18 protein-coding genes are annotated in these 23252 nt (G+C 61.8%); 6 read left to right on the top strand and 12 right to left on the bottom strand.

Annotated elements, in window-relative coordinates:
- Positions 1 to 54: 54 nt before the first annotated feature.
- From QU606_RS19225 to QU606_RS19200, 6 genes are read right to left on the bottom strand one after another with little or no spacing between them, the layout of a single operon-like run.
- On the bottom strand, positions 55 to 657 hold the full coding sequence (locus QU606_RS19225; RefSeq protein WP_024075455.1) for an amino acid synthesis family protein: 603 nt from the start codon (positions 655 to 657) through the stop codon (positions 55 to 57).
- Positions 657 to 1121, bottom strand: coding sequence for a VOC family protein (locus QU606_RS19220; RefSeq protein WP_304997341.1), 465 nt, complete (start codon positions 1119 to 1121; stop codon positions 657 to 659). The genes QU606_RS19225 and QU606_RS19220 overlap by 1 nt, the downstream gene beginning before the upstream one ends.
- A gap of 11 nt (positions 1122 to 1132) precedes the next feature.
- Complete coding sequence (locus tag QU606_RS19215; RefSeq protein WP_041160939.1) at positions 1133 to 2173, bottom strand: YCF48-related protein; 1041 nt, start codon at positions 2171 to 2173, stop codon at positions 1133 to 1135.
- A 12-nt stretch (positions 2174 to 2185) separates the two neighbouring features.
- Positions 2186 to 2980: an SDR family NAD(P)-dependent oxidoreductase gene (locus QU606_RS19210; protein WP_024075458.1), complete on the bottom strand. Its 795-nt coding sequence runs from the start codon at positions 2978 to 2980 to the stop codon at positions 2186 to 2188.
- Between the two features lie 27 nt (positions 2981 to 3007).
- Positions 3008 to 4498 carry an aldehyde dehydrogenase family protein gene (locus QU606_RS19205; RefSeq protein WP_024075459.1) on the bottom strand — a complete coding sequence of 497 codons (1491 nt, stop codon included), beginning with the start codon at positions 4496 to 4498 and terminating at the stop codon, positions 3008 to 3010.
- An 11-nt stretch (positions 4499 to 4509) separates the two neighbouring features.
- On the bottom strand, positions 4510 to 6051 hold the full coding sequence (locus QU606_RS19200; RefSeq protein ID WP_024075460.1) for an acetolactate synthase large subunit: 1542 nt from the start codon (positions 6049 to 6051) through the stop codon (positions 4510 to 4512).
- Positions 6052 to 6299: 248 nt separating this feature from the next.
- On the opposite strand from QU606_RS19200, the gene QU606_RS19195 reads away from it, so the two are divergent.
- A complete protein-coding gene (locus QU606_RS19195) occupies positions 6300 to 7058 on the top strand; it encodes an IclR family transcriptional regulator (RefSeq protein WP_024075461.1) in 759 nt (252 codons plus the stop codon).
- 10 nt (positions 7059 to 7068) lie between these two features.
- Here QU606_RS19195 and QU606_RS19190 read toward each other — a convergent pair whose 3' ends face one another.
- The 3 genes from QU606_RS19190 to QU606_RS19180 all read right to left on the bottom strand — a co-directional run bounded on the left by QU606_RS19190 (position 7069) and on the right by QU606_RS19180 (position 11355).
- Positions 7069 to 8394, bottom strand: coding sequence for a hypothetical protein (locus tag QU606_RS19190; protein WP_172831350.1), 1326 nt, complete (start codon positions 8392 to 8394; stop codon positions 7069 to 7071).
- A gap of 3 nt (positions 8395 to 8397) precedes the next feature.
- A complete protein-coding gene (locus tag QU606_RS19185; protein WP_304997340.1) occupies positions 8398 to 9828 on the bottom strand; it encodes an aldehyde dehydrogenase family protein in 1431 nt (476 codons plus the stop codon).
- 78 nt (positions 9829 to 9906) lie between these two features.
- The gene (locus tag QU606_RS19180; protein WP_102623359.1) at positions 9907 to 11355 is read right to left on the bottom strand and encodes an APC family permease; all 1449 of its coding nucleotides are present in this window, start codon (positions 11353 to 11355) and stop codon (positions 9907 to 9909) included.
- A gap of 343 nt (positions 11356 to 11698) precedes the next feature.
- Here QU606_RS19180 and QU606_RS19175 point away from each other — a divergent pair, with 343 nt between their 5' ends.
- A complete protein-coding gene (locus tag QU606_RS19175; RefSeq protein ID WP_304997339.1) occupies positions 11699 to 13750 on the top strand; it encodes a methyl-accepting chemotaxis protein in 2052 nt (683 codons plus the stop codon).
- 64 nt (positions 13751 to 13814) lie between these two features.
- On the top strand, positions 13815 to 15308 hold the full coding sequence (locus QU606_RS19170) for an MFS transporter (protein WP_304997338.1): 1494 nt from the start codon (positions 13815 to 13817) through the stop codon (positions 15306 to 15308).
- Here the strand turns inward: QU606_RS19170 and QU606_RS19165 are convergent.
- Both QU606_RS19165 and QU606_RS19160 read right to left on the bottom strand, forming a co-directional pair.
- Entirely contained in the window at positions 15305 to 16753 is a 1449-nt protein-coding gene (locus tag QU606_RS19165; RefSeq protein ID WP_024075467.1) for an APC family permease, read from the bottom strand. The two genes, QU606_RS19170 and QU606_RS19165, sit on opposite strands and share 4 nt — an antisense overlap.
- 222 nt (positions 16754 to 16975) lie before the next feature.
- The gene (locus QU606_RS19160) at positions 16976 to 17950 is read right to left on the bottom strand and encodes a helix-turn-helix domain-containing protein (RefSeq protein ID WP_024075468.1); all 975 of its coding nucleotides are present in this window, start codon (positions 17948 to 17950) and stop codon (positions 16976 to 16978) included.
- 192 nt (positions 17951 to 18142) lie between these two features.
- On the opposite strand from QU606_RS19160, the gene QU606_RS19155 reads away from it, so the two are divergent.
- The 3 genes from QU606_RS19155 to QU606_RS19145 all read left to right on the top strand — a co-directional run bounded on the left by QU606_RS19155 (position 18143) and on the right by QU606_RS19145 (position 21647).
- Positions 18143 to 19519, top strand: a complete 1377-nt coding sequence (locus QU606_RS19155) for an aspartate aminotransferase family protein (RefSeq protein ID WP_069076116.1) — start codon at positions 18143 to 18145, stop codon at positions 19517 to 19519.
- 27 nt (positions 19520 to 19546) lie between these two features.
- A complete protein-coding gene (locus tag QU606_RS19150; RefSeq protein ID WP_024075470.1) occupies positions 19547 to 21001 on the top strand; it encodes an aldehyde dehydrogenase in 1455 nt (484 codons plus the stop codon).
- Positions 21002 to 21083: 82 nt separating this feature from the next.
- Entirely contained in the window at positions 21084 to 21647 is a 564-nt protein-coding gene (locus QU606_RS19145; RefSeq protein ID WP_024075471.1) for a cytochrome b, read from the top strand.
- 65 nt (positions 21648 to 21712) lie between these two features.
- On the opposite strand, the gene QU606_RS19140 is transcribed toward QU606_RS19145, so the two are convergent.
- Positions 21713 to 23050 carry a hypothetical protein gene (locus QU606_RS19140; RefSeq protein ID WP_069076114.1) on the bottom strand — a complete coding sequence of 446 codons (1338 nt, stop codon included), beginning with the start codon at positions 23048 to 23050 and terminating at the stop codon, positions 21713 to 21715.
- Between the last annotated feature and the right edge of the window lie 202 nt (positions 23051 to 23252).

The following is a 23252-nucleotide window of genomic DNA, read 5'->3' as shown; positions in this document are numbered from 1 at the left end:
CACCGCTTTTTTTGTTGTGGTTTGAGTCCAGCACCGCTTGATCCTGCGCGCTTATCAGTGCAGACCGTCAAGGCCTTTTACGTCTTCGGCTTTCAGCCCGCCCAAGCGTGCATGCAGGCGTCCGCGCGTGGCGAAGGCCCAGATCACGACGATCTCATCCGGCGAAGGACCGTCGCCGAAGGTCAGCGAGAAACTGTCGTAGTGCGAGCGCACGTACAACGCGTCCTTGTGCGCCAACGGCACGTCGATGGTCGAACCTGGGCCACCACGCTTGCCGGTGGACGGCACCCACGATTTGCCGCCGCCCAGCGCGACGCGAATCGGATCGGCGGCCGGGTTGGTCAGGAACGCATTACCGTGCTCGTACTCGCCTGCGCTGCCCACCAGGATAGCCTTGCCATAGCTTTGAATCTGGCGCGAACCGGCCAGTGCCTGGATGCGCCGGCCAAACTCTTGACCCAACAGCGGCGACGGCTCGATCAATTGCGACAGGTCTTCACTGTAGCGGCCGGCATATGGGTTGGCGATCACAGCAGCGACGGCGTATTTGAACACCGGCTCGCCATCGGCCAACTGCCCGGTTTCATTGGCCAGGGTCTCTTCAACGAAGCTGTACCATTTGCGGATGTGATAGCTGGCGAAATTTGCGGTTTTCATCAGTGTGCCTCTGGTTCGAGTGGATCAAGCGTGATGTTGCGACTCGGCGCACCGGCGGCCTTGAAGCGGGCCTTGCCACACGCATCGTCATGCTCGGTTTCAAGAAAGAATTCCATGCGATTGCAATCGGGGTCGTTGAAATACAGGCCGTTGCCGATTTCGTGATCGGTGATCTTCACCACCTCGACGCCCTTGCTCAGCAACATCCCGTACAGCTGACGCAAGGTTGTCATGTCCCCGGCGATTTCCAGGCCATAGTGTTGCAACCCGAGCCCACCTTGATGGGCACCCGGTTCGGCACGAATCAAGGCGATATCGTGGTGCTTGCCCCCAAATGCCATCATGACCCAGCTCTCGCCTCGGGCACTTTCGTGCATGCCCAGGATGTCGGCGTACCAGCGTGCCGATACGTCAGGGTCACTGACCCAGAGCGATAAGTGAGTACGCAGGATCTCGACCTTCATGGCGGTATTCCTCAGTGTTTTTTGACGATGGATTGGTGCCCGGACTTGATCTGCGCAACCGCAGGCGTCCAGAGCACATCAGCGATCTCGCTGAATTCCCGCCAATGCTTCTGCCAGCCGTCACCGCCGTTGTCGGAGGTGAACAAATGCCCGTACTTGGTGCCCGCCACGATCTGGCGCGGGTTGGCCGGGTTGAAGGCAATCGCCCAGACGCAGGAGTTGGGCTGCTGGGGCAGCGGCAGCACGGTCCAACTGAGCGCGGCATCACGGGAGACCAGAATCTTGCTGGTGGTGCCCGGCGTACCGTCGGAAATACTCAGGTACAGCTCGTTCTGTGTGCCCAACGGCGCGTTCATGGCGCGTATGTAGTACAGGCCGAAGGCTTCCCGGCCGATAATGCCGGTCCAGGTCAGTCCTTCATCCAGGCTGCGATAAACCGCATTGACACAGACCACCACGATGACTTTCTCGCCGTGGTTGGGCAGTACCAGGATGTTGTGGATGTCCGAGTTGTAGTCCCACAGCAGCCGGTCATCGATGCGTGCCCAACTGTCACCGCCGTCGCGGGAATGAAACAACCCGCCCTCCTCCAGGCCGAACCACACCTGGTTGCGGTCGGTGGGGTCATAGGCGAAGGCCAGCAGGCGTGGACGGCTGACGCCGTCGCAGAACTCGGGAATCTCCACCGGGGCGCGATCCCAGCTGGTGCCGCCGTCGAGGGTGCGCCAGAGCACAGCGCGCGAAGGTGCACCCGTGCCGACGAAAATCCGCTGTGCATCCTGGGGATCCACCGCCACCTTCCAGACGGTCTCGCCGTTGAACGGTGAGTCGACCTGCTGCCAGTGCCCGCCGGTGTCATGGCTGACGCACAAACCGATATCGGTGCCGGCATAGATCACTTCCGGCGCGTCGGGGTGCATGCTCAACGAACGGGTGATCGCGTCGAACTCCAGGTCCTGCCCCAGGCCCAGGCGATGCCAGCTCTTGCCGTCGTCGGCACTGCGGATCACCGCTTGGCCGACGGTGGCGACTAAAAGGGTTCCGTTACTCATCACAGATGCTCCTCAGATATAGATGCCACGGGTCAAACCACCGTCGATACCGATGGACTCGCCCGTCACAGCGGCGGCCTTGGGCGACGCGAGGAAACCAATCAACCAGCCCATTTCAATCGGTGCCAGGGTGCGGCGAATCGGCGTTGCGTCGATGTAGGCCTGTTCGACCTGCTCCGCAGTCTTGCCTTGCTTGACCGCTTCGCGCTCGTACAGCTCTTGGATATGCGGGGTGTCCACCACGCCAGGGTGAATCAGATTGACCGTGATGCCCGAAGGGCCGAGCTGGTCGGACAAGGTTTTAGTCATATGGGCGATCGCCAGGTTGCGCATGCCCGACAACACCTTGCTGCTGCGCCCGGTGAGCCCGCCGATGTTGATGATGCGACCGAAGCCGCCCGCCTTCATGTGTGGGGTCACGGCCTTGGCGCAACGGAAGTAACCGATCACCTTGGTGTTGAGATCCGACAGCAGCTCATCGTCGCCGGCATGCTCGATGTCATTGCGCACGACACCGGACGGCGCCGCGGCACCGTTGACCAGGATGTCGATACGGCCGAAATGCGCGTACGCCGCCTCGACCATCTCCGACACAGCCTTCATGTCATTGGTGTCGCAGAACAGCGGCAGTACTTCATTGCCGGTCTGTGCGCTGATTTCTTCGGCCGCCAGTTGCAGGAACGCCATGCGCCGCGCGCAGATCACCACCTTGCAGCCTTCCTCGGAGAGAAAACGTGCGACTTCCTTGCCGATGCCCATACCACCACCGGTGACAATGGCCACGCGGCCTTTCAATTCCAGATCCATAGCAATTACCTCTTGTGATTATTCAGTTCAGGCCAGATCGACAAACACACTCTTGGTCTCGGTGTAGGCATCGATCACGTTTTTACCCATCTCCCGGCCCCAGCCGGATTGCTTGTAGCCGCCGAACGGCGATGCCGCGTCGACCACGTTCCAGCAGTTGATCCACACTGAGCCAGCCTTGAGCTGCGCCGCCACGCGGTGTGCCGAGCGCAGGTCGCGGGTCCACAGGCCGGCCGCCAGGCCATATGGCGAATCATTGGCGCGCAGCACCAGGTCGTCGATTTCGGTCCAGCTCATGACGGTCAGCACCGGCCCGAAGATCTCTTCGCGGGCGACACAGGCACGCTCGGCGCGGTCAAGAAAAACGCTGGGCGCAATGAAGTGGCCGCGCTCCAGGTGGGCTGGGCGATCGCCACCGCAGATCAGTTCGGCGCCCTCCTCCTGGCCGCGTTGCAGGTAGCCCTTGACCGTGCTGAGTTGGCGCCCCGACACCAGCGGCCCCATGCTGCTGGCCGGGTCCAGGCCGTTGCCGAGCACATGGGCGGCGGCATGCCGCTCAAGCTCTTCCAACACCTGGTCGAGCACGCTGGCGTGCACGTACAACCGCGAGGCCGCGGTGCAGACCTGGCCCTGGTTGTAGAAAATCCCATCGGCGGCACCTTTGGCGGCGCGCACGATATCGGCATCCGGCAAGATGATGTTCGGCGACTTGCCGCCCAGTTCCAGCGAGACTTTTTTCATGTTGCTGGTGGCCGCTTGCGCGATCAGCCGGCCGACCTGGGTCGAGCCGGTAAAGGCAATCTTGTCGATGTCGGGATGCTGGGCCAGCGGCGCGCCTGTTTCGGCGCCAAGGCCGGTGATCAGGTTGACCACCCCGGCCGGGAACCCGGCGGTCTCGATCAACTGCACCAAGCGAATCGCCACCAGCGGAGTCTGTTCGGCAGGCTTGAGCACCGCCACGCAACCGGTCGCCAACGCTGGGCCGAGCTTCCATACACACATGTTCAGCGGGAAGTTCCACGGCACGATCAGCGCACAGACCCCTACCGGCTCACGCAAGGTGTAGTTGAGCATCGGCGCGCCGCTGGCCGGCGATACCGGCAGCGTGCTGCCTTCGATCTTGGTCGGCCAACCGGCGAAGTAACGCAGGATGGTTGCCGCACTGGCGGCTTCACCGCGAGCGGCAGCGATAGGCTTGCCGTTCTCCAGGGTGATCAACTGCGCCAGCTCCTCGCGGTGCTGGTCCAGCAGGTCCGCCAGGCGGAACAGCAACAGGCCGCGCTGGGCGGGAGACTGCAGCGCCCAGGCACCGGTGAATGCGGCGCGAGCCGCGGCGACCGCTGCATCCACGTCACGCGCATCGCCTTGGGCGACTTCGGTCAGGGTTTCTTCAGTCGCCGGGTTTTCCACGGCAAACCGTCGGCCAGCAGCCGCGTCCTGCCAACTGCCGCCGATAAACAAGCGGCCCGGTTGGGACAGAAAGGCCTGGACAGCGGGTAGCACTTCGAACTGTTTCATCATCGACTCCTTCACAGCGCCATTTCGATCAGGCAAGGACCACCGTCGGCCTTGGCATTGGCCAGTGCCCGTTGCAGTTCGGCATTGGTTTGCACCGTGCAGGCCGGTACGCCGTAGCCTTTTGCCAGGGCTTTCCAGTCAATGCGCGGGCTGTCGAGCACGGTCAGGCGCAGGGCTTGCGGGTCCATTTCGGTCATGCCGAAACGACGCAACTCGTTCTGCAAAATCGCGTAGCGATGGTTAGCGGCAATCAGGATCACCACCGGCAACTGCTCGCGGGCGATGCTCCACAGGGTTTGGATGGTGTACTGCGCACTGCCGTCCGATTGCAGGCAGAACACGCTATTGCCGCGTTCCGCCAAGGCGGCGCCGAACCCCACCGGAATACCCTGGCCAATCGCGCCACCGGTATTGGTCAATACCCGATGCCGCGCGGCACGGGCGGAGGCGGTGAAGAAGGGATAACCGCAGGTGCCGCCTTCAACCGAGACAATGCTGTCGTGGGGCAGTGACGCGGCCAGCACTTGGCCGATGGACTGCGGCGTCAACTCGGCGTGGCCGGGCGGCAGTTCGATACCCTCCGGGGTCGGTACGTAGGCGGGTGCATCGAGGGCATCGGCCAACGCCGTCAGCGCGCCGGCGACATCGTCACCGACTTCGGCCAACGTCAGCAGGCGCTCACGTTCGGCGAGGCGCGACGGGATGCCTTCGTAGCCAAAGTAACTGATGGGCTCGGGCACGCCAGCACACACGACCAGGTCGTACTGCTCAAGAATTTCAATCGCCACTTCCGGGAAATACGGCAGGCGATCCAGATCCGGCAAACCACCGCCGCGGTAGCTCAGGCGCGGAAAGGTCTCGGCAAACAGGCGTACACCCGGCAGTTGCGCCAGGCGGCCCGCCGCTTCCAGGCCCGCAACCGACAAACCCTCATCGCCGACGATAAACACCAGCCGCTTGCCGTCACGCAATGCCTGCGCCACGGACTCGACCCGGTCACCGGCAAATCGGCGAACCGGCGCGCGCAACGGTGCGAACACACCGTTGTGCGTCACCGCGTGAGCTTGCAGGTCCATGGGCAAAATCAAACTGGCGATCTGACCTTTGGCCTGCCACGCCGCGCGTACCGCTTCCTGCAAATCCTCACCGATACCTGCCGCCGTGCGCGAGGTGCGCACCCAGCCCGAGACAGTGCCGGCCAAGGCCTGGATGTCACTCGCCAACGGTGGGTCGTAGTTCACATGCCATGAGGCGTGATCGCCGATGACGTTAACGATGGGCGTATTGGCCCGACGCGCGTTGTGCAGGTTGGCGATGCCGTTGGCAAAGCCGGGGCCCAAGTGCGTCAGGGTCATCGCCGGCTTGCCGGCGATACGGCCATAGCCGTCCGCGGCGCCCGTGCAGACCCCTTCGAAAAGCGACAGCACCGGCTTGAGAGCAGGTGCGCTGGCCATGGCGGCCACCAGGGGAATCTCGGTGGTCCCGGGGTTGGCGAAGCAGTACTCGATACCGCTTGCCGCTGCCGCATTCACTATCAGTTGCGCACCATTCATTTTCAGCCCTCTTGCTTGAGCATTTGCAGTGATGAGATTTATCACACAAAAGACTACGAGCAACAAGCATTTTATTAGTGTATTTCTCAATAAATGAGATAAATGCAATTTTAATCAGGGAAAACACCTGCCCAAGATTGCGTTTTTCTCTCACTGAGGTAGTGTTGCTCCAGCGCTTGGGGCTCGCGTGGGTGGCCGGATCCCTGCCGGTACGCAACAACCGCCCTTCCCTTTCTTTTAGGAACACAATGAGCAGCCTGAGCAAATTGCTGAGTATCCTGGACCTGTTTGGTCCACAGACGCTGAAGATCGAACCCGACACCATCGCCGAGCGCATGGGCCTGTCACGAGCAACCGTGTACCGCTACGTCAAGGACTTATGTGACGCCGGTATGCTCACCCGCGTGGACGCCGGCAGCTACGGCCTGGGGCCGCGTGTGATTGAGCTGGATTGGATGATGCGTCAGTACGACCCGATCCTTATCGCCGGACGCGAGTTGATGCACGAGCTGTCCGCACAAACGGGCCTGGCGGTGTTTGCCAGCGTGTTTTACGACGGGCGCATCATCAACACCTATATCGCCGAACCCACCGACACCTATCACTTTGCGTTCGGGCGCGGGCAACCGTTGCCGTTTTTCCGCGGGGCGCAATCGAAGGTTCTGATCGCCTTCCAGAAAGGTCGCCGCCTGCAACGCTTGTTCGACGAGCACATGGCCAACGACCCGGACAGCCCGTATGACTGGGCAAGCTTCTCCAAGGCCGCGAAAAAAATCCGCAAAGACGGTTACTGTCTGACCCATGACGAACTCAACCTGGGCCTGACCGGTATCGCCGCGCCGATCATCCAGGCGGACCTGGACGAGGTGGTCGGCAGCCTGTCCGCCGTCGGCAGCAGCCAGAGCTTCAAGCTGCTGCGCCAGGAAACCGTGATCGAAATGGTCATGGATACCACCCGGCGCATTGCCGAAAACATGCGCAACCCGCCGAGCAGCACCACGGCCTAGCCCGTCACGCTCAGAACGGTACGGCCACCGACAACTGGCTATACAGGTTGGTGCCATTGCCGCCGACTTGATTGCCACCGGTGGTCGAGTCCTGGTTGGGTTTGTAGAGCCCCACCAGCGGGGTGATGATCAAGTGCGGGTTGACGGCCCACTCGGCATACACGTCCAACTCGCGGCCATCCAGGTTCAGCGCATTGCTTTTACGCACGGTGGCGTAATCGAAATACAGTGCGCCCAGGCTCAGGTTTTCCAGTGGGGTTGCCTTCAACCCGACATGGTGGATGCGCGTATTGGTGTTGAACGGCCCGGCGTAATTGCCGGCCACTTCGCCCTGGAACCAGGTGCCGTAGCCCGTGCTCAAACCGGTGAACAGCGCGTCCCAGTTCTGCGAATAGCGGGTGTAGCGATAAGTCACCTTGGGGGCCCAGGCGGTATCCGCGAAGGTGTAGCCGGCTTCGCCGTACCAGGCCTTCTCAGGCCCCGTATCCTTGTCCTGCCAGGCGTACTCGAACGCCAGGCTGACGTTCTTGATACCCGCATCGCCTTCACCGCGCACGCTGTAGATGTTCATGCCCTTGCGCTGGCGCTGAAAGTCGCTGGCCCATTGATCGTTCACGTCGAGGCCATGCACCCAGGTCAAGCCGAGCGTCCCCGGTTGGGCGGTGTAATCCAGGGTGCCGGCGGCCAATTCGGTCTCGGCCTGGATGCGGTTGTCCGACTTGAGCCACAACACGCTGCCATGCAGGCCATCCTGGCCACCCAGGCGCAACACGGCGGTCTGATCGAACGAGTGCCGGGCCGCCAGGTAGTAAGCGCCACCACGGTTCAAGCTACCATCGGCCGGGCCCTTGCCCGGATTCAGGCCGTCATCGTTGATCAGGAACCCTCGACCGACCTTGACCACTTGGCGTCCGCCGGAAATATCCACGCCGTCTTTGCCCAACAGCGGAAACAGATCACCGGAGCGCCAGCCCAGGTAGGCGTCTTCAACCGTCGTCTTACGCTCGGTGCCCAGGCTGTTGCCGCCTGGATCCCCATCGCCCCACGTGGCGGAGCTGACCAGGGCGAAAGCCCCGTACGCGGTGCCATTCCCGCCCAAGGCCTGGTCAGCGCTCAAGCCGTACTTGATAAAGCCCTCGCGCCAACTGGAACCGCCCGGCGCGCCATCGTAGTTGTAGCGGCTGTTGAACTGACCGTACACCGCCGTCATGTTGGCGTTGAGATGACGACTGTCATCGCTGTACAGCTCATAAGCGTGCACTTGATTGATGGCGCCAAGCGTCAACAAGCACACCAGTGTGCGACCGAATAGGGGGCGACGTGCTGGATCGTACATGGTTCAAACGCCTTGTTCGTCAGCGCGCTTGCGCACAAACAACAGTTGCTGGCCGGTGAACTCCAGCAGCCCCTCAAGGCCGAACTCGACGCCAAACCCCGACATCTTGCTGCCGCCAAACGGCGTGTTCGGCTGGATCTGTGCGTGGCAATTGACCCACGCAACCCCGCTTTCCAGGCGACTGGCCAAGGCCTGGGCCTGCTCGGTATCCGGTCCCCAGACCGATCCGCCGAGCCCCATGTCACCGGCATTGGCGCGGCGCAGCACATCCCCCACGTCCCGGTAAGCAATCAAGGGCAGCACGGGGCCAAACTGCTCCTCGTCCACCAGGCGATGCCCGTCGGTAACGTCCGCAACCAGCGTGGGCGGATAGAAAAACCCAGGCTTATCCAGGCGCGCACCGCCGCACAACACCCGTGCACCGTTTGCCCGCGCGTCGGCGACCAATGCCTCCACCAGTTCCAGTTGCTCAAGGTTCTGCACCGGCCCGAAGGTCACACCGGCCTCCAGACCATCCCCCACCACCTGGCGCGCGGCAATGTGCGTCAGCGCATCGGCAAAGGCCTGGTACTGCGACTCGTGGATATACAGGCGCTTGAGGGCCGCGCAGGTCTGGCCCATGTTGAGAAAGGCCGCCTGGAAGATTTCCTCGGCCACCGCCTCCACCGACGTTCCTGGCAATACGATTGCCGCATCGTTCCCGCCCAGCTCCAGGGTCAGGCGCTTGAGGTTGCTGGCGGCGCCACGCATCACGCTCTGCCCGGTAGCGGTAGAACCGGTAAAGACAATCTTCTGGATACCGGGGTGCGAGGTGATCGCGCTGCCGAAGCCCTGCTCACCGGTCACGCAGTTGATCACGCCCTGAGGCACGTGACGGGCAATGATTTGCGCCAGACGCAAGGTGCTCAGCGGCGTCAGGCTCGACGGTTTGCTGATCACGCAGTTACCGGCACGCAGCGCCGGCATGATGTGCCAGACGGCGATCATGAACGGCCAGTTCCAGGGTGTGATCGACGCCACGACACCCAAGGGTTTACGGTGCAGTTCGACGCGTTGCGTGGGGGTTTCCTCCACCAGTTCCACCGCGATCTCCTGAGCGGCCGCGTAGCGGGTCCAGGCGGCGGCCCCCATGACCTCGGAAAACGCCAGCTCCAGCGGTTTGCCTTGCTCCAGCACAATCAGCCGGGCCAGTGAATCGGCCTCCTGCTCGATATCCGCCGCAATCGCCAACAAACGCTCACAGCGGTCAGGGTGGCTGCTGTGGCGCCAGCTTTTGAAGGCCTGCTGCGCGGCGTCGACTGCCTGGTCGAGTTGCCCCAGGGATCCTGCCGGGCATTGGGCAAATGCGACACCCGTGGCCGGGTTGATCACGTCAAACTGACCTTGTTCGCCGGCCACTTGAGCGCCATCGATGAGCATCTTGTAGTTGTGCATTTGAAACCTTCCTTTCACGTGCAGACCCACCCTGTCGAGCAACGACAGGCGGTAATTGTCTGATTAACTGGAGCGTTCTTAGAGCTTGTGGCTGCCCAAGGCGAGAAACCGTTGCGGGGAGATCCTTCGCAGCCGCGCGGCGAGCACGATGCCGATGATCAGGGCTGCGGGAATAATCGCGCAGAGGCTGTATGACAGCAGTTGGCTGGCACCGGTCAGTACGTCGAAATGCACCACCGCCAGCACCAGCACCAGGAACAACGCCAGGCAGGAGAAACCGGGCAGGATACGTCCGCGCAAGAGCCCGACGTTAAGCTCGGGATGGCGATGGAAGTAGACGCACACCGCCACAGAGGTCAGTGCCATCAGCAAAATCACGCACAGCGTGGCCAGGTTGGACAGCCAGGCAAACAGTTGCAGGATCGGATCGGCATCCATCGCGGCGAAAATCATTACCACCACCGCTGCGATCAGGCTCTGCAACGCCGAGCCCATATGCGGGCTCTGGTGCACGCGGTGGGTCGTGCCCAGCAGGCTGTGCAACAAGCCATCACGGCCGATGGCATAGAAGTAACGCGCGGCGGCGTTGTGAAAGGCCAACAGGCCGGCATAGATACTGACCATGAACAGCACGCGAATGATCTGGGTCAGTTGCGGCCCGACAAAGTGGTCGGACATGCCGTAGATAAACGTGGTCGGGTCCTGCAAGGATTGCAGCAGCGGCACGATCTTGTCTGAACCCACGCCCACCACCATCGACCACACCGACAACGCGTAGAAACCACCGATCAGCAACACCGAACAGTAGGTGGCAATCGGAATACTGCGCTTGGGGTCCTTGGCCTCTTCGCCGTAGATGGTCGTGGCCTCGAAGCCGATAAAGGCAGCGAAACAGAACAACAGGCCGATTGACGGCGTGCCACTGAACACATGGCTGCTGCTGAACGAATCAAGGTTGATGCCGTTGTCGCCGCCAGACTTGAGAATGGCGAAGTCCAGGACCAGGATCGCCAGGTACTCGGCGATCACCACCACCGACAGCACCCGCGCTGACAGGTCAATCTTGCGATAGCCCAGGATCGCGATGCTCGCCATCGCCATCAGCGAGTAAGCCCACCAGGGCAACACCAGGCCAAAGGCGGCTTCCATGGTGCCGCTGACCACCCCGCCGAACATCCCGTACAACCCGACCTGCAGGATGTTGTAGGCAAACATCGCCAGCACCCCGGCGGCACCGCCCGCCAGGCCACCCAGGCCTCGGGACGTGAACGCGTAAAAACCACCGGCATTGGTCACGTGGCGCGACATGGTGGTGTAGCCCACCGAGAACGCCAGCAGCACCAGCAAGGCGAGGATCAGCAAGGCCGGGGTACCGGCACCGTTGCCCAGCATGATGCCGATGGGGAAACCGCCGGCGATCACACTCAGCGGGCTCGCCGCCGAAATCACGAAAAAGATAATGAAGCCCACACCCAGGGCACCACGCTTGAGCTCCGTGGAGCTGTTGACCGGGATAGATACACTCATGTTGTTGACCTTATTCTATGAGGCAGTCGCTTTAGGGTTGGCCCGACCACACCGCATCGGCACCGGTTAGCGTTTTGTTTTAGTTGCGCGCTGAATTTGATCCTATGCCCGCCCTTGAGCCGCTCGCTATCCCAAATCGGTAGCATCCGAAGCTCCGCCCCAAAACAGGTCGAGGCGGCACGCTCAATCCCGGCGCAGTTGCCGATTTGGGATAGCCGCCTGGCCTGTCATGCCTGCAACCTAGCCTCAGCCGTGCTATGCCCGGATGCCGGCAACCAGAATAAGAATGAGGGCTCGCCCCCCAGCCCATCATCGCGAAGCCCACTTGTAGGACGCCCCGACCATGCATCTAGCTCACCTCACCATTCAATGGCGTATCACCCTGCTCAGCGGGCTCTGCCTGCTGACAGTAGTGGCGGCCCTGATTGGCGCCAGCGCGTATCAGAATCAAGCCAGTGCAAAGCTGCTTAAAGAGCAGAGCAGCGAGTTGCTCGCCCACGCTGCGCTGGAGCGCTTGCAGGCCCAGGCCATGGCGCATGGCCAACAGGTGGAGCGTTTTTTCAGTGAAACCGCGCTATATGGCGAAGGGTTTGCGCAACAGGTTCTGCAACTGCGCGAGCAAACGCTCAACGGTCGCCTGACGGTCGCGCAATTGCGCGAAGCCCTGATCAGCAGCGCCCGCGAAGCCCTGAAACAGCGCGAAAAAGTGCTCGGCCTGTACGTCATCATGCTGCCGGATGCGTTGGCCGGCACTGACGCCGCCTGGCGCGACCAACGCGCCATGGCAGGCAATGAAACCGGGCGCTTCGCGCTGTATTGGTCACAGAGTCAGCCGGGGCAACTGGTGCAAGAGGTACTGAGGGAGGCACAAATCGCCGCGAACACCGCGCCCCCCGGCAGCGAACCGGGAAACGCCTGGTACGCTTGCCCTCAAGCACAAAGACGGGTGTGTGTGGTCGAGCCGTACACCATCGAAGTGGAAGGCCAGAAATCCCTGATGAGCAGCATTTCCATCCCCTTGATCGTCAACGGCAAAGTGCTCGGCGTGGTGGGCATGGATATTAGCCTCGACACCCTACAGAAGCTGGCCGCCGACCTCGGTCAGGACCTGTACCAGGGCAACAACCAAGTCACCATTATGTCGGCCTCGGGCCAAGTGGCAGGACGCAGCGGCAACGTCTCGGGGGACACGCTCGATATACGCCAGCCCCTTCAGCCCGTGGCGGGCAACCCGGCCTGGCAACTGGAGATCAAGGTTGCGCAAGCACGGGTGCAGGCGTCTGCCCGACTGATGCAAAGCGAACTGGACGCTAAAAGCCGCGAGGCCAACTGGCTCAACCTGGGCTTGGGCATTTTTGCCAGCATCCTGGGTATGCTGCTGATCTGGCTCGCCGCTTACGGCGTGACACGTCCATTGATCAAAATGGCCGAGCTGCTCGATGCCATTGTCGAAGGTGACGGCGACCTCACCCAGCGCCTGCCCGCCGGCAGGCGCGACGAGTTGGGGCATTTGGCCACTGGGGTCAATCGCTTCCTGGACACGTTGCAGCCCATTATTCGCGATATCCAGACCGCGTCGATGGATACCCGAAACAGCGCCGATACATCGTCAGGCATTGCCCGCGAAGTCAGTGTTGGCATGCAGCGTCAGTACCGCGAAGTCGAGCTGGCGGCGACCGCTTTGCACGAAATGAGCGCCAGCGCCCAGGAAGTGGCACGTCACTCCCACAGCGCCGCCAACGCAGCTACCACCGCAGAAAGCGCGAGCCGATCAGGCCAGGCGGTGTTCTCAACCGCCGAGCGCGGCATTGAGGCCCTTGATCAGCGCCTGGAAACCACCCTCCAACAAGTCAACGCGCTGGCCCATAGCAGCGCCCAGATCGGCCAGGTACTGGACGTCATCAGCGCCATCGCGCAGCAGACCAATCTGCTGGCGTTGAATGCAGCCATCGAAGCGGCCAGGGCCGGCGAACAGGGCCGTGGTTTCGCGGTGGTGGCCGACGAAGTCAGGCACCTGGCGAGTAACACCCAGAGCTCGGTCGAACAGGTACGCACGGTGATCGAAACCTTGCAACAGCTGAGCCAGGCTGTGGTGCACAGCACCCAACTAAGCCGCGAACAAGCCGGCGGCAGCGTGATCCAGGTACAACAAACCCGGGTGGCGCTGGAGAGCATTTCGAAGGCCGTGGATGTGATCGAACAGATGAATCAGCAGATCGCCAGCGCGGCACTGGAGCAAAGCGGCGTTATAGACGATATCAGCCATCGGGTCAGTGACATTCGTGGCATCAGCGAAACACTCGCCGGCCGGATGAACGAGGCGTCGAAGGCCAGTGATTTACTGCATCAAATGGCCAATCACCAGCAGCAACTGGTCAGGCACTTCCGCGTGTAAAGGGTATGCCGCCTGACTGAGCTACAGTGGCCGCCCTCCCATTCGCCTTCAATGAGCACCACCCATGACTTTTTCACGCCGCTGGCTGATCCTCGCGATTATTTCCAGCGCATTGCTGCTTATCGTCATCGACATGACGGTGCTCTACACCGCCCTGCCCACGCTGACCCGAGAGCTGAATGCTTCAGCCTCGGAAAAGCTCTGGATCGTCAACATCTATGCGCTGATCGCCGCTGGCCTGCTGCTGGGCATGGGGACACTCGGTGACCGTCTCGGGCACAAACGCCTGTTCATCGGCGGGCTCGGTGTGTTCGGCCTGTTCTCGCTGATGGCGGCGTTTTCAACCTCCGCCGCTGTATTGATCGGTGCACGTGGTTTCCTCGCAGTCGGCGCGTCGATGATGATGCCCGCCACGCTGGCGATCGTGCGGGTGACGTTCACCGACCCGCGTGAACAGGCCATGGCGTTCGGCATCTGGGCCTCGGTGGCGTCAGGCGGCGCGGCGTTCGGCCCGGTGATCGGCGGTTTGCTGCTGGAGCACTTCTGGTGGGGCTCGGTGTTCCTGATCAACGTGCCGATTGTGCTGGTCGCGTTGGTCGTCGGCGCGCTATTGATCCCGAATAACCCCGGGGATGCGAGCAAACGCTGGGACTGGCTGGGATCGCTGCAGGTGATGATCGGCTTGATCAGCGTGGCGTATGCGGTGAAGGAACTCGGCAAGCGCACGCCCTCTTTCGAAGGCATGCTGATTGCACTGGTGCTGGGCGCGCTGTTCCTGACGCTATTCATTCGGCGCCAGCGCCGCGCGACCCAACCGATGCTCGACCTGGCGCTGTTCAGTTCCGCCGGTTTCAGGAACGCGGTGATTGCGGCGGTCGTGTCGGCTGCTGCGTTGATCGGCATGGAGCTGGTGTTCAGCCAACGCCTGCAACTGGTGCTGGGCCTGTCGCCACTGGAAGCTGCATTGTTCATCCTCCCGCTACCGCTGGGCTCGTTTATTTCCGGGCCGCTTGCCGGTTACTACCTGCCTCGCCTGGGGAACCAGCGGATGCTGTTCTGGACGCTGCTGCTATCCGCTGCGTCGATGCTGGCTTACCTGCTGTTGTATGAGGCGGCGGTGTACCTGCAACTGATCGTTCTTGGGCTGCTGGGGCTTACCATTGGCGCAGCACTGACGGCGTCGTCCAGCACCATCATGCTCAGCGTACCGGCCGATCAGGCCGGCATGGCCGCCTCCGTCGAGGAGGTGTCGTTTGAATTGGGCGGTGCCGTCGGTGTGACGCTGTCGGGCAGCCTGTTGTCGGCGATTTATGCGTACTCGGCGGGCCTGGCGATTCCAGCGTGGCTGAGCCGCAATCCCGCGACATTCGACAGTCTGGACGATGCGCTGGTGGTCGCCGAAACCTTGTCGCCCGAAGGCGCCGCGATGCTGCGCGCATTCGCCCGCTCGGCCTTCGATGCGGGCTTTGTTGCGGTGCTGGTGGCGTCGGCAGCGCTGCTTTTGATCGCAGCGCTGCTGGTCAAGCTGGGCCATCAACCACCGCGGGCCGCGCCTTAGAGCTTGTGGCTGCCCAAGGCCAGGAACCGCTCTGGCGATGCCTTGCGCAGCCGCGCCGCGAGGAATACGCCGCCCAGCAAGGCCAATGGAATAATCGCGCAGAGACTGTAGGACAGCAATCGGCTGGCGCCGGTGAGCACGTCGAAATGCACCACGGCAAGGATCAGCACTGCCAACAGGGCCAGGCAAGAGAAACCGGGGAAAATCTGCCCACGCCAAACCCCGACCTTGAGCTGCGGTTGACCTCGGAAGTACATCAGCACCGCTGCCGAAGTGAGCGCCATCAGCAAAATCACGCAGAGCGTGGCCAGGTTGGACAGCCAGGCAAACAGTTGCAGGATCGGATCGGCATCCAGCGCAGCGAAAATCAGCACCACCACGGCCGAGATCAGGCTCTGCAACGCCGAGCCCATATGCGGGCTCTGGTGCACGCGGTGGGTCGTGCCTAACTGGCTGTGCAGCAAACCGTCACGGCCGATCGCATAGAAGTAGCGCGCGGCGGCGTTATGAAAGGCCAACAGCCCGGCGTAGATACTGACCATGAACAGGACGCGGATAATCTTTGTCAGGTGCGGGCCGACAAAGTGGTCGGACATGCCATAGATAAAGGTGGTCGGGTCCTGCAAGGCCTGCAGCATCGGCACGATTTTATCCGCGCCCACGCCCACCACCATCGACCACACCGACAATGCGTAGAACGCCCCAATCAGCAACACCGAGCAGTAAGTCGCAATCGGAATGGTGCGCTTGGGGTCCTTGGCCTCTTCGCCGTAGATGGTCGTGGCCTCGAAGCCGATAAAGGCGGCGAAACAGAACAGCAGGCCGATTGACGGCGTGCCACTGAACACATGGCTGCTGCTGAACGAGTCAAGGTTGATGCCGCTGTCGCCGCCGGACTTGAGGATGGCGAAGTCCAGGACCAGGATCGCCAGGTATTCGGCGATCACCATCACCGACAGCACCCGCGCTGACAGGTCAATCTTGCGATAGCCCAGGATCGCGATGCTCGCCATCGCCATCAGCGAGTAAGCCCACCAGGGCAACGCCAGGCCGAAGGCAGCCTCCATGGTGCCGCTGACCACCCCGCCGAACATCCCGTACAACCCGACCTGCAGGATGTTGTAGGCAAACATCGCCAGCACCCCGGCGGCACCGCCCGCCAGGCCACCCAGGCCTCGGGACGTGAACGCGTAAAAACCACCGGCATTGGTCACGTGGCGCGACATGGTGGTGTAACCCACCGAGAACGCCAGCAGCACCAGCAAGGCGAGGATCAGCAAGGCCGGGGTACCGGCGCCATTGCCCAGCATGATGCCAATGGGGAAGCCGCCGGCGATCACGCTCAGCGGGCTTGCCGCCGACACCACGAAGAAGATAATGAAGCCCACACCCAGGGCACCACGCTTGAGCTCCGTGGAGCTGTTGACCGGGTTAAATACACTCATGTTGTTGACCTTATTGTATGAGGCAGTCGCTTTAGGATCGGTGCAGCCGGCTACGCAGCGTCACCAAACAGCTTGTCGTTCTTATTGCACGCTGGCACTGATCCTATGCCTGCGCTGCAACGCCCCGATATCCCAAATCGGTAACTCAAGCACCCACAGCGAAGCTCCTGCGCATTCAGAGCTGATGACGCAGGCTATTTCAGGTCTTTCTAGCGTTGTTTGTCAGGCCCGCACACAACTCGTGATGGCGGCTCGGGCAGTCTGGGATGGCAATTCCGCGAACAGCTCTTGGTATTCCGCGGCAAAATGGCTCAGGTGATAAAAGCCCCACTGGGCCGCGGCATCGCCAATCGACAGCTCGCAGGCGCGGGTAGACATCAAGGCTCGACGGACACCGTTAAGCCTCACGGAGCGCAAGTAATTCAGTGGAGTGGTCTCGGCGACCGAGCGGAAGCTGTTCTGCACCGTGCGTCGGCTCACCTGAAGGCGTTGGCATAAATCGATCACGCTGGGCACGTTGATCATTTCGCCGGTCGCCAGGCGGTGGCATTTCTCTACGATAAAACTGCGCGTGGAGCTGGGACTGCGCTGTTGCTTGTCGCAGGCTGGGTCGATCATCAGTTGCAACAACTCGCTGAGCATCGCCTGCTCCAACGCCGCCTCGCGCTCTTGATCCAGCGTGCTATCGAGATCTTCGTACACCAGTGCCTGGGAGAAAAGCGCCAGCAATCGGCGCCGGGCCTGTGCAAATCGCTGGGGGGAAACCCTGATCACCGGCTGGCGCAGCAACCGGTTGAGTTCCTTGGCCGAAGCGGTCTGCTCCAACGCCTCATCGAATAATTCACGCTCGAAGGTGATGGAAAGCAGCTCCATGCCCATCGGCATATGGAACATGAATTCCTCGCCGCCATGGAGAAAGAACAGGCTGCTGTCATCTACCTCGCGCCCCTGCATGCGAATCGATCCTGGGACGTTGATCGGCACGGCAAAGCACATCTTGCCTTTAGGCGCCACGCCGTTCTGTACCACGCGCTGGTTGATCTGTTCGAGAAACAGGTGGCAACCCGAGGTTGTCAGTTGCATGAGCGTGCTCTCGGCGCAGCCCGAGGTTAACTGGCTGTAGTCCTGGTTCCACTGCTGGATGGTGGCTGCATGGACATGGATATCGCGAAAATGGCTGATCGTTTGGTTTTTCATTGGGGCATGCCTCTACCAATATTTTTGTTTTTTTTAGATCGGCGATCCAATTGATAGTCGCACATCGCAAAAGTCCTGCAAATTGTTTATGTGCTGGAATGCAAGCAAACCATGTGCCGATTCGGGATACCGGCCTGGAACGCGCGCCGGAGATGATCGGCACACTTAAATAGACATTCCAGAGAGACCGTCATGAGTGAAGCCAAATTTCAATCCCTGCACTTTGCAGATGCCCCGCAGATTATTTCCGGCGAACTGCCCGGCCCCAAGACCCGCGAAGCCCTGGCGCTGTCGGCGCGCACCGAGTCGATGGCGCGCGGCGGCGGACGTATGCCGGTGGCCATGGACCGTGCCTTCGGTGCGACCTTCAAAGACCCCGACGGCAACACCTACATCGACCTGTCCGCAGGCGTCGGTGTCAGCAGCGTGGGCCGCTGCCACCCCAAAGTGGTGCAAGCGATTCGCGAACAGTCCGAAGTGCTGATGCATGCCCTGGAAATCAACAGCACCCGGCGTACCGAGTTGGCTGCCAAGCTTTCCGAAATCGCGCCCGAGGGTTTGCGTGGCGACTGCGTTACCTTCTTCACGCAAAGCGGCAGTGATGCGTTGGAGGCGGCGATTAAGTTCGCCAAGCGCGTCACCGGGCGGCACCAGATCATCGCCTTCCACGGCGGCTACCACGGCGTGTGGCACGCTTCCGGTTCGCTGACCACCGGCACGGCCTACCGCAAGGGCTTTGGTGCCCAGATGGGTGGCGTGATTCACGCGCCCTACCCTTACGCCTACCGCTTCCCTTTCGACACCACCCACAAGAGCGCCGAGCAGATCGCTGGCGAGTACATCGACTATCTGTTGAACACCCCATACACCGCGGCCGATGACGTGGCTGCCGTGATCGTGGAGCCGGTACAGGGCGAAGGCGGCTACGTGCCACCCTCTCCGGAGTTCCTGCAACTGCTGCGCAAGGCCTGCGACCGCAGCGGCACATTACTGATTGTCGATGAAGTGCAATCGGGTGCCGGTCGCACCGGCAAGATGTGGGCGGTCGAACATTCCGGCGTGAAGCCCGACATGCTCACCTTCGGCAAAGGCATCGGCAGCGACCTGCCCATGGCCGGCCTGATCATGCGCTCGGACCTGGCGGCGCAGATTCCCGACGGTTCCATGCCCAACACGTTCGCCGCCAACTCGTTGTCGGCCGCGGTGGCACTGACCAACATCAGCATCCTCCAGGACCCGGACCTTGACCTCCTCAACCGCGCCCACACCCTGGGCCTGGAGGCACAGGCGCATATTCGCGCCTTCAACAGCCCGTTGGTCGGCGAAGTGCGCGGGCGCGGCCTGATGATCGGTATCGAACTGATCGAAGACCCACTCACCAAGGCGCCCCTGGCGGGCGAGAAGATCGGCCAACTGATGGGCTACCTGCTCAACCACGGTGTGCTGATGATTCCGTGTGGCCGCTACAGCAACGTCATGCGCGTCATGCCTTCGCTGACCATATCTCGCGAGCTGTTCTTCAAGGCCCTGGATATCTTCGGCGACGCCCTGGCTTCTCTCAAAGCATGACCTTGCCCATTACTCGAGGACCGCAATATGACTGAGCACTTGAATCATTTCATCGAAGGTGTGTCCTGCGAAGCCTTCGACCGTCGTCGTATCAACCTGGTCAACCCCGTGAATGAACAGGTGTACGGCAGCTCCGCGCGAGGCACCCGCGAGGATGTCGACCGTGCGGTGGCCGCTGCACGCCAGCAACTGGAACGCGGCGAGTGGAGCCAACTCGACGGCGCCGCGCGTGGCCGACTGTTGTCGAAACTGGCCGACCTGGTTGAGCGCGACACTGAACTGCTGGCCGATCTGGACGCCAACGCTATCGGCCGCTCCCCCATCGAGCCGCGCCGGATGGACCTGCCCAACGCGATCGCCAACCTGCGCGCCGCCGCGGGCTGGGCCAACCAGCTTGAAGGTCGCACCATTCCCACCGGGGGTTACTTCGGCACCAAAACCCTGTCTTACACGGTGCGCGAGCCGGTCGGCGTGGTGGGTGCCATCGTGCCCTGGAACTCGCCGTTGATGATCACGGTGTGGAAGCTCGCTGCGTTGCTGGCGGCGGGCTGTACCGTCGTGGTCAAGCCATCGGAAGAAACCCCGCAGTCGGCTCTGCACCTGGCGCTGCTGGCGCAGGAAGCGGGCTTCCCGGACGGCGTGATCAACGTGGTCACCGGCTACGGCAATGAAGTGGGGCGCGCCCTGTGCGAACACCCGGATATTGCCAAGATCAGCTTCACCGGCAGCCCCGAGGCTGGGCGTGAAATCCAGCGCACCGCCGGTGTGTTGTTCAAGCGCGTGGCCTTGGAATTGGGCGGCAAGAGCCCGCAGATTGTGTTCGATGATGCGTCCTTCGACGACGCCCTGCGCGGCTGTACCCTCGGCCTGTTCGCCAACCAGGGCCAGGTGTGTGCGGCCGGTTCGCGGATCCTGGTGCAACGCAGCCTCGCCGACCGTTTTGGTGCAGCGCTGGCCGAAGCCGCACAGGCAGTGAGCGTGGGCGACCCTCGCGAGCCCGGCGTACAGATGGGGCCGGTGGCCAAGAAGGCTCAATTCGATCGCGTCAACCGCTACATCCAACTGGGCATCGACCAAGGCGCCACGCTGCTGGCCGGCGGCGTCTCGGCACCCAAGCAGGGCTGGTTCGTACGTCCGACGATCTTCGCCAACGCCCGCAACGACATGGAAATCGCCCGGGATGAGATCTTCGGCCCCGTCGGCACGCTGATTACGTTCGACAGCGAAGACGAAGCGGTCGCCCTGGCCAACGACAGCAGCTACGGCCTGGCGGCCACGGTCTGGACCAGCGACCTGGTACGAGCGCACCGCGTTGCTGCGGCGGTGAAAGCTGGCGCCGTGGGCATCAACTGCTGGAGCCCATTGGACGCCAACCTGCCTTGGGGCGGCGTCAAGACCAGCGGTATCGGACGTGAAGGTGGGTTCAGCGGCGCGCTGGCCTACACCGAGGAGAAAGTCATCACCGTCCTCCTGCCCGCCTGAGCCTATTCGTTGTCCTGACCGAGCCACCCTCCAACGTTGAGGGTGGCCATTCAACCGTGCATCGATCCGTGGAGAACCTGACATGAACCCAATAGATCAACCGACAATCGATCGGTACCCGACCTCCCTGCGCGTGTTGCACTGGGTGCGTGCCGTGCTCGTGCTGGGCCTGCTCTGGGCCGGCTGGCATATGACTGGAATGAATGATGAGGTGGCGAGCAAATTCGAGCTGTATTACCCCTGGCACAAGTCCTTCGGGGTGTTGACGTTCCTGGTGGTCCTGACTCAGCTCGCCGTGCGCTTTCGCACCCCCAATTTGCCGCAGCCGCTGGAAACCCTGGCGGGCTATGAAAGGTTCCTGTCACGCCTGATTCAGCGAGCCATGTATGTGCTGTTGGTGATCGTGCCGTTGATGGGGTACTCCATGTCGAGCACGTTCACCATGAGCGACGGCGTGTTCTTTTTTGGGGTTAACCTGCCCGAGCTGTTGCCAAAGAATGACGATTGGTTCGTCGTGTTCCAATGGCTGCACAAAGTCCTCGCCTATAGCTTGCTTGTCCTGATCGTGCTGCATGTGGCGGGCGCCCTCAAGCATCGCTTCTACGACCGCGACCCGCGCAACGATGTGCTGCGCCGCATGCTCTGAATGGATGAGGCGTTGACGCAAAACGTCAACGCCTGCCTGGCCCCGCAACAGCCCTCAATGACAACTCAGAACGTCGCCCACACAATGAACTGCATGTACGTGTTGGTCGACGCGCTGCCGCTCTGCCCGCCCCCGTTGCCTAACCACTTCTCAGGCTTATAGAGGCCGATCAACGGCGAAAGCGTGATGTTATCCGTGACCATCCAATCCAGAAACAGGTCGACCTCCCGCGCCGCGAAGTCCCGTTCATTGCGACGGGACAGTTGGTGGTAGTCGAAGGCCATCGCGTTCAGGGTCAATTTCTCGGTGGGCCGGACAGAGAGCAGCACGTCGTTGATCTGCATATTCGACGTCACTGAACCGGCGTAGTTGGACGCGACTTCACCCTGGTAGCGTTTGCGAAAGCCGCCCTGGAACAGGAAGTCCCATCCTTCGGAATAGCGCGAATAGCGATAACTGACCGTCGGCTGCCATCGCACATCGGTGAAGGTGTAGCCCGCGTCGAAGAACATCGCCCGCTGTGAACCGGAACGTTTTTCCTGGCGAGCCACCTCGAATGCGAAGTCGGCATTCTCAATCCCGGCGTTGCCCTGCCCGCGAATGCTGTAGACATTCATGCCCTTGCGTTCAAGCCGATCTGCGAAGGCATACTTCTCATCCACATCCAGGCCGTGTATGTAGGTCGAACCGATCGAACCGATGGCCGTGGTGTAGTCGATAGTGCCCACTGCCAGTTCGGTCTTGGACTGCCCGGGGTTATCGGATTTCAACCATATCAAGCTGCCGTGCAGCCCTTCCTTGCCGCCCAGCTTCAGCACCGCCGTGTTGCCAAACGCCAGGCGTTGGCCAAGGTAAAAGGCGCCCCCCCTGTCGAACCGGCCATCGCGCACGCCCTCGATGGGGTTGAACGCCTTGCCTGGGTTGTAGCCATCATCGGTGATCAGGAAACCGTCCACCGTCACCAACTGGCGACCGAAAGAGAAATCCACACCGTCCTTGCCCAGGGCGGGCAGCAGGTCGCCTGATCTCCAGCCGAGGAAAGCATCTTCCACGTCAGTACGGCGCTCATTGCCCGCGGTGATCGCCCCTGCGTCCCCGTCGCCCCAGGTGCCGCTGCTGAGCAGGCTGAAACCGCCATAGACGGAGCCCGCGATGATCTTGTCGGTCGTGCCGTTGAGGCCATATTTGGCGTAGCCCTCCTGCCAGCGCATGCTGCCGGGCTCTTTCTCCGGGTCACCGATGTAGTTACGAGTGCTGCCAAACCAACCAAATGCGGCACCCAGGTCGGCGTTCAAGACGGTTGCACCATCATCTTCGGTGTAGAGCGTGTAGGCATGTGCCTGCACGCCGACCGCACAGAGTGCAACCATCGACAATAAGGGTGCGTAGGGGGGAATGCGCATCGGGTCTCTCCTGTTTTTATAGTTCTGAGGTGAAGCACAAGTGTTCCGGCCTGGGCCGCCTACGCGATAACCCAAATCAGCAACTGCATGGGCCTGCGCGCCAATCCGTCGTTATGCGATACCTCATCCGCGCCAAGCGCCTGAAAGCCTTCAACGGTTGCCGTTTTGGGATACGCCTCTGAACGCGAGCTCCCTATGCTCG

The sequence above is a fragment of the Pseudomonas sp. OVF7 genome, assembly GCF_030644265.1.
In the GTDB taxonomy this organism is placed as follows: Bacteria; Pseudomonadota; Gammaproteobacteria; order Pseudomonadales; family Pseudomonadaceae; genus Aquipseudomonas; species Aquipseudomonas gorinensis.
Note: the sequence above shows the minus strand (reverse complement) of the source record. Positions and strands in the feature narration are given on the sequence as shown.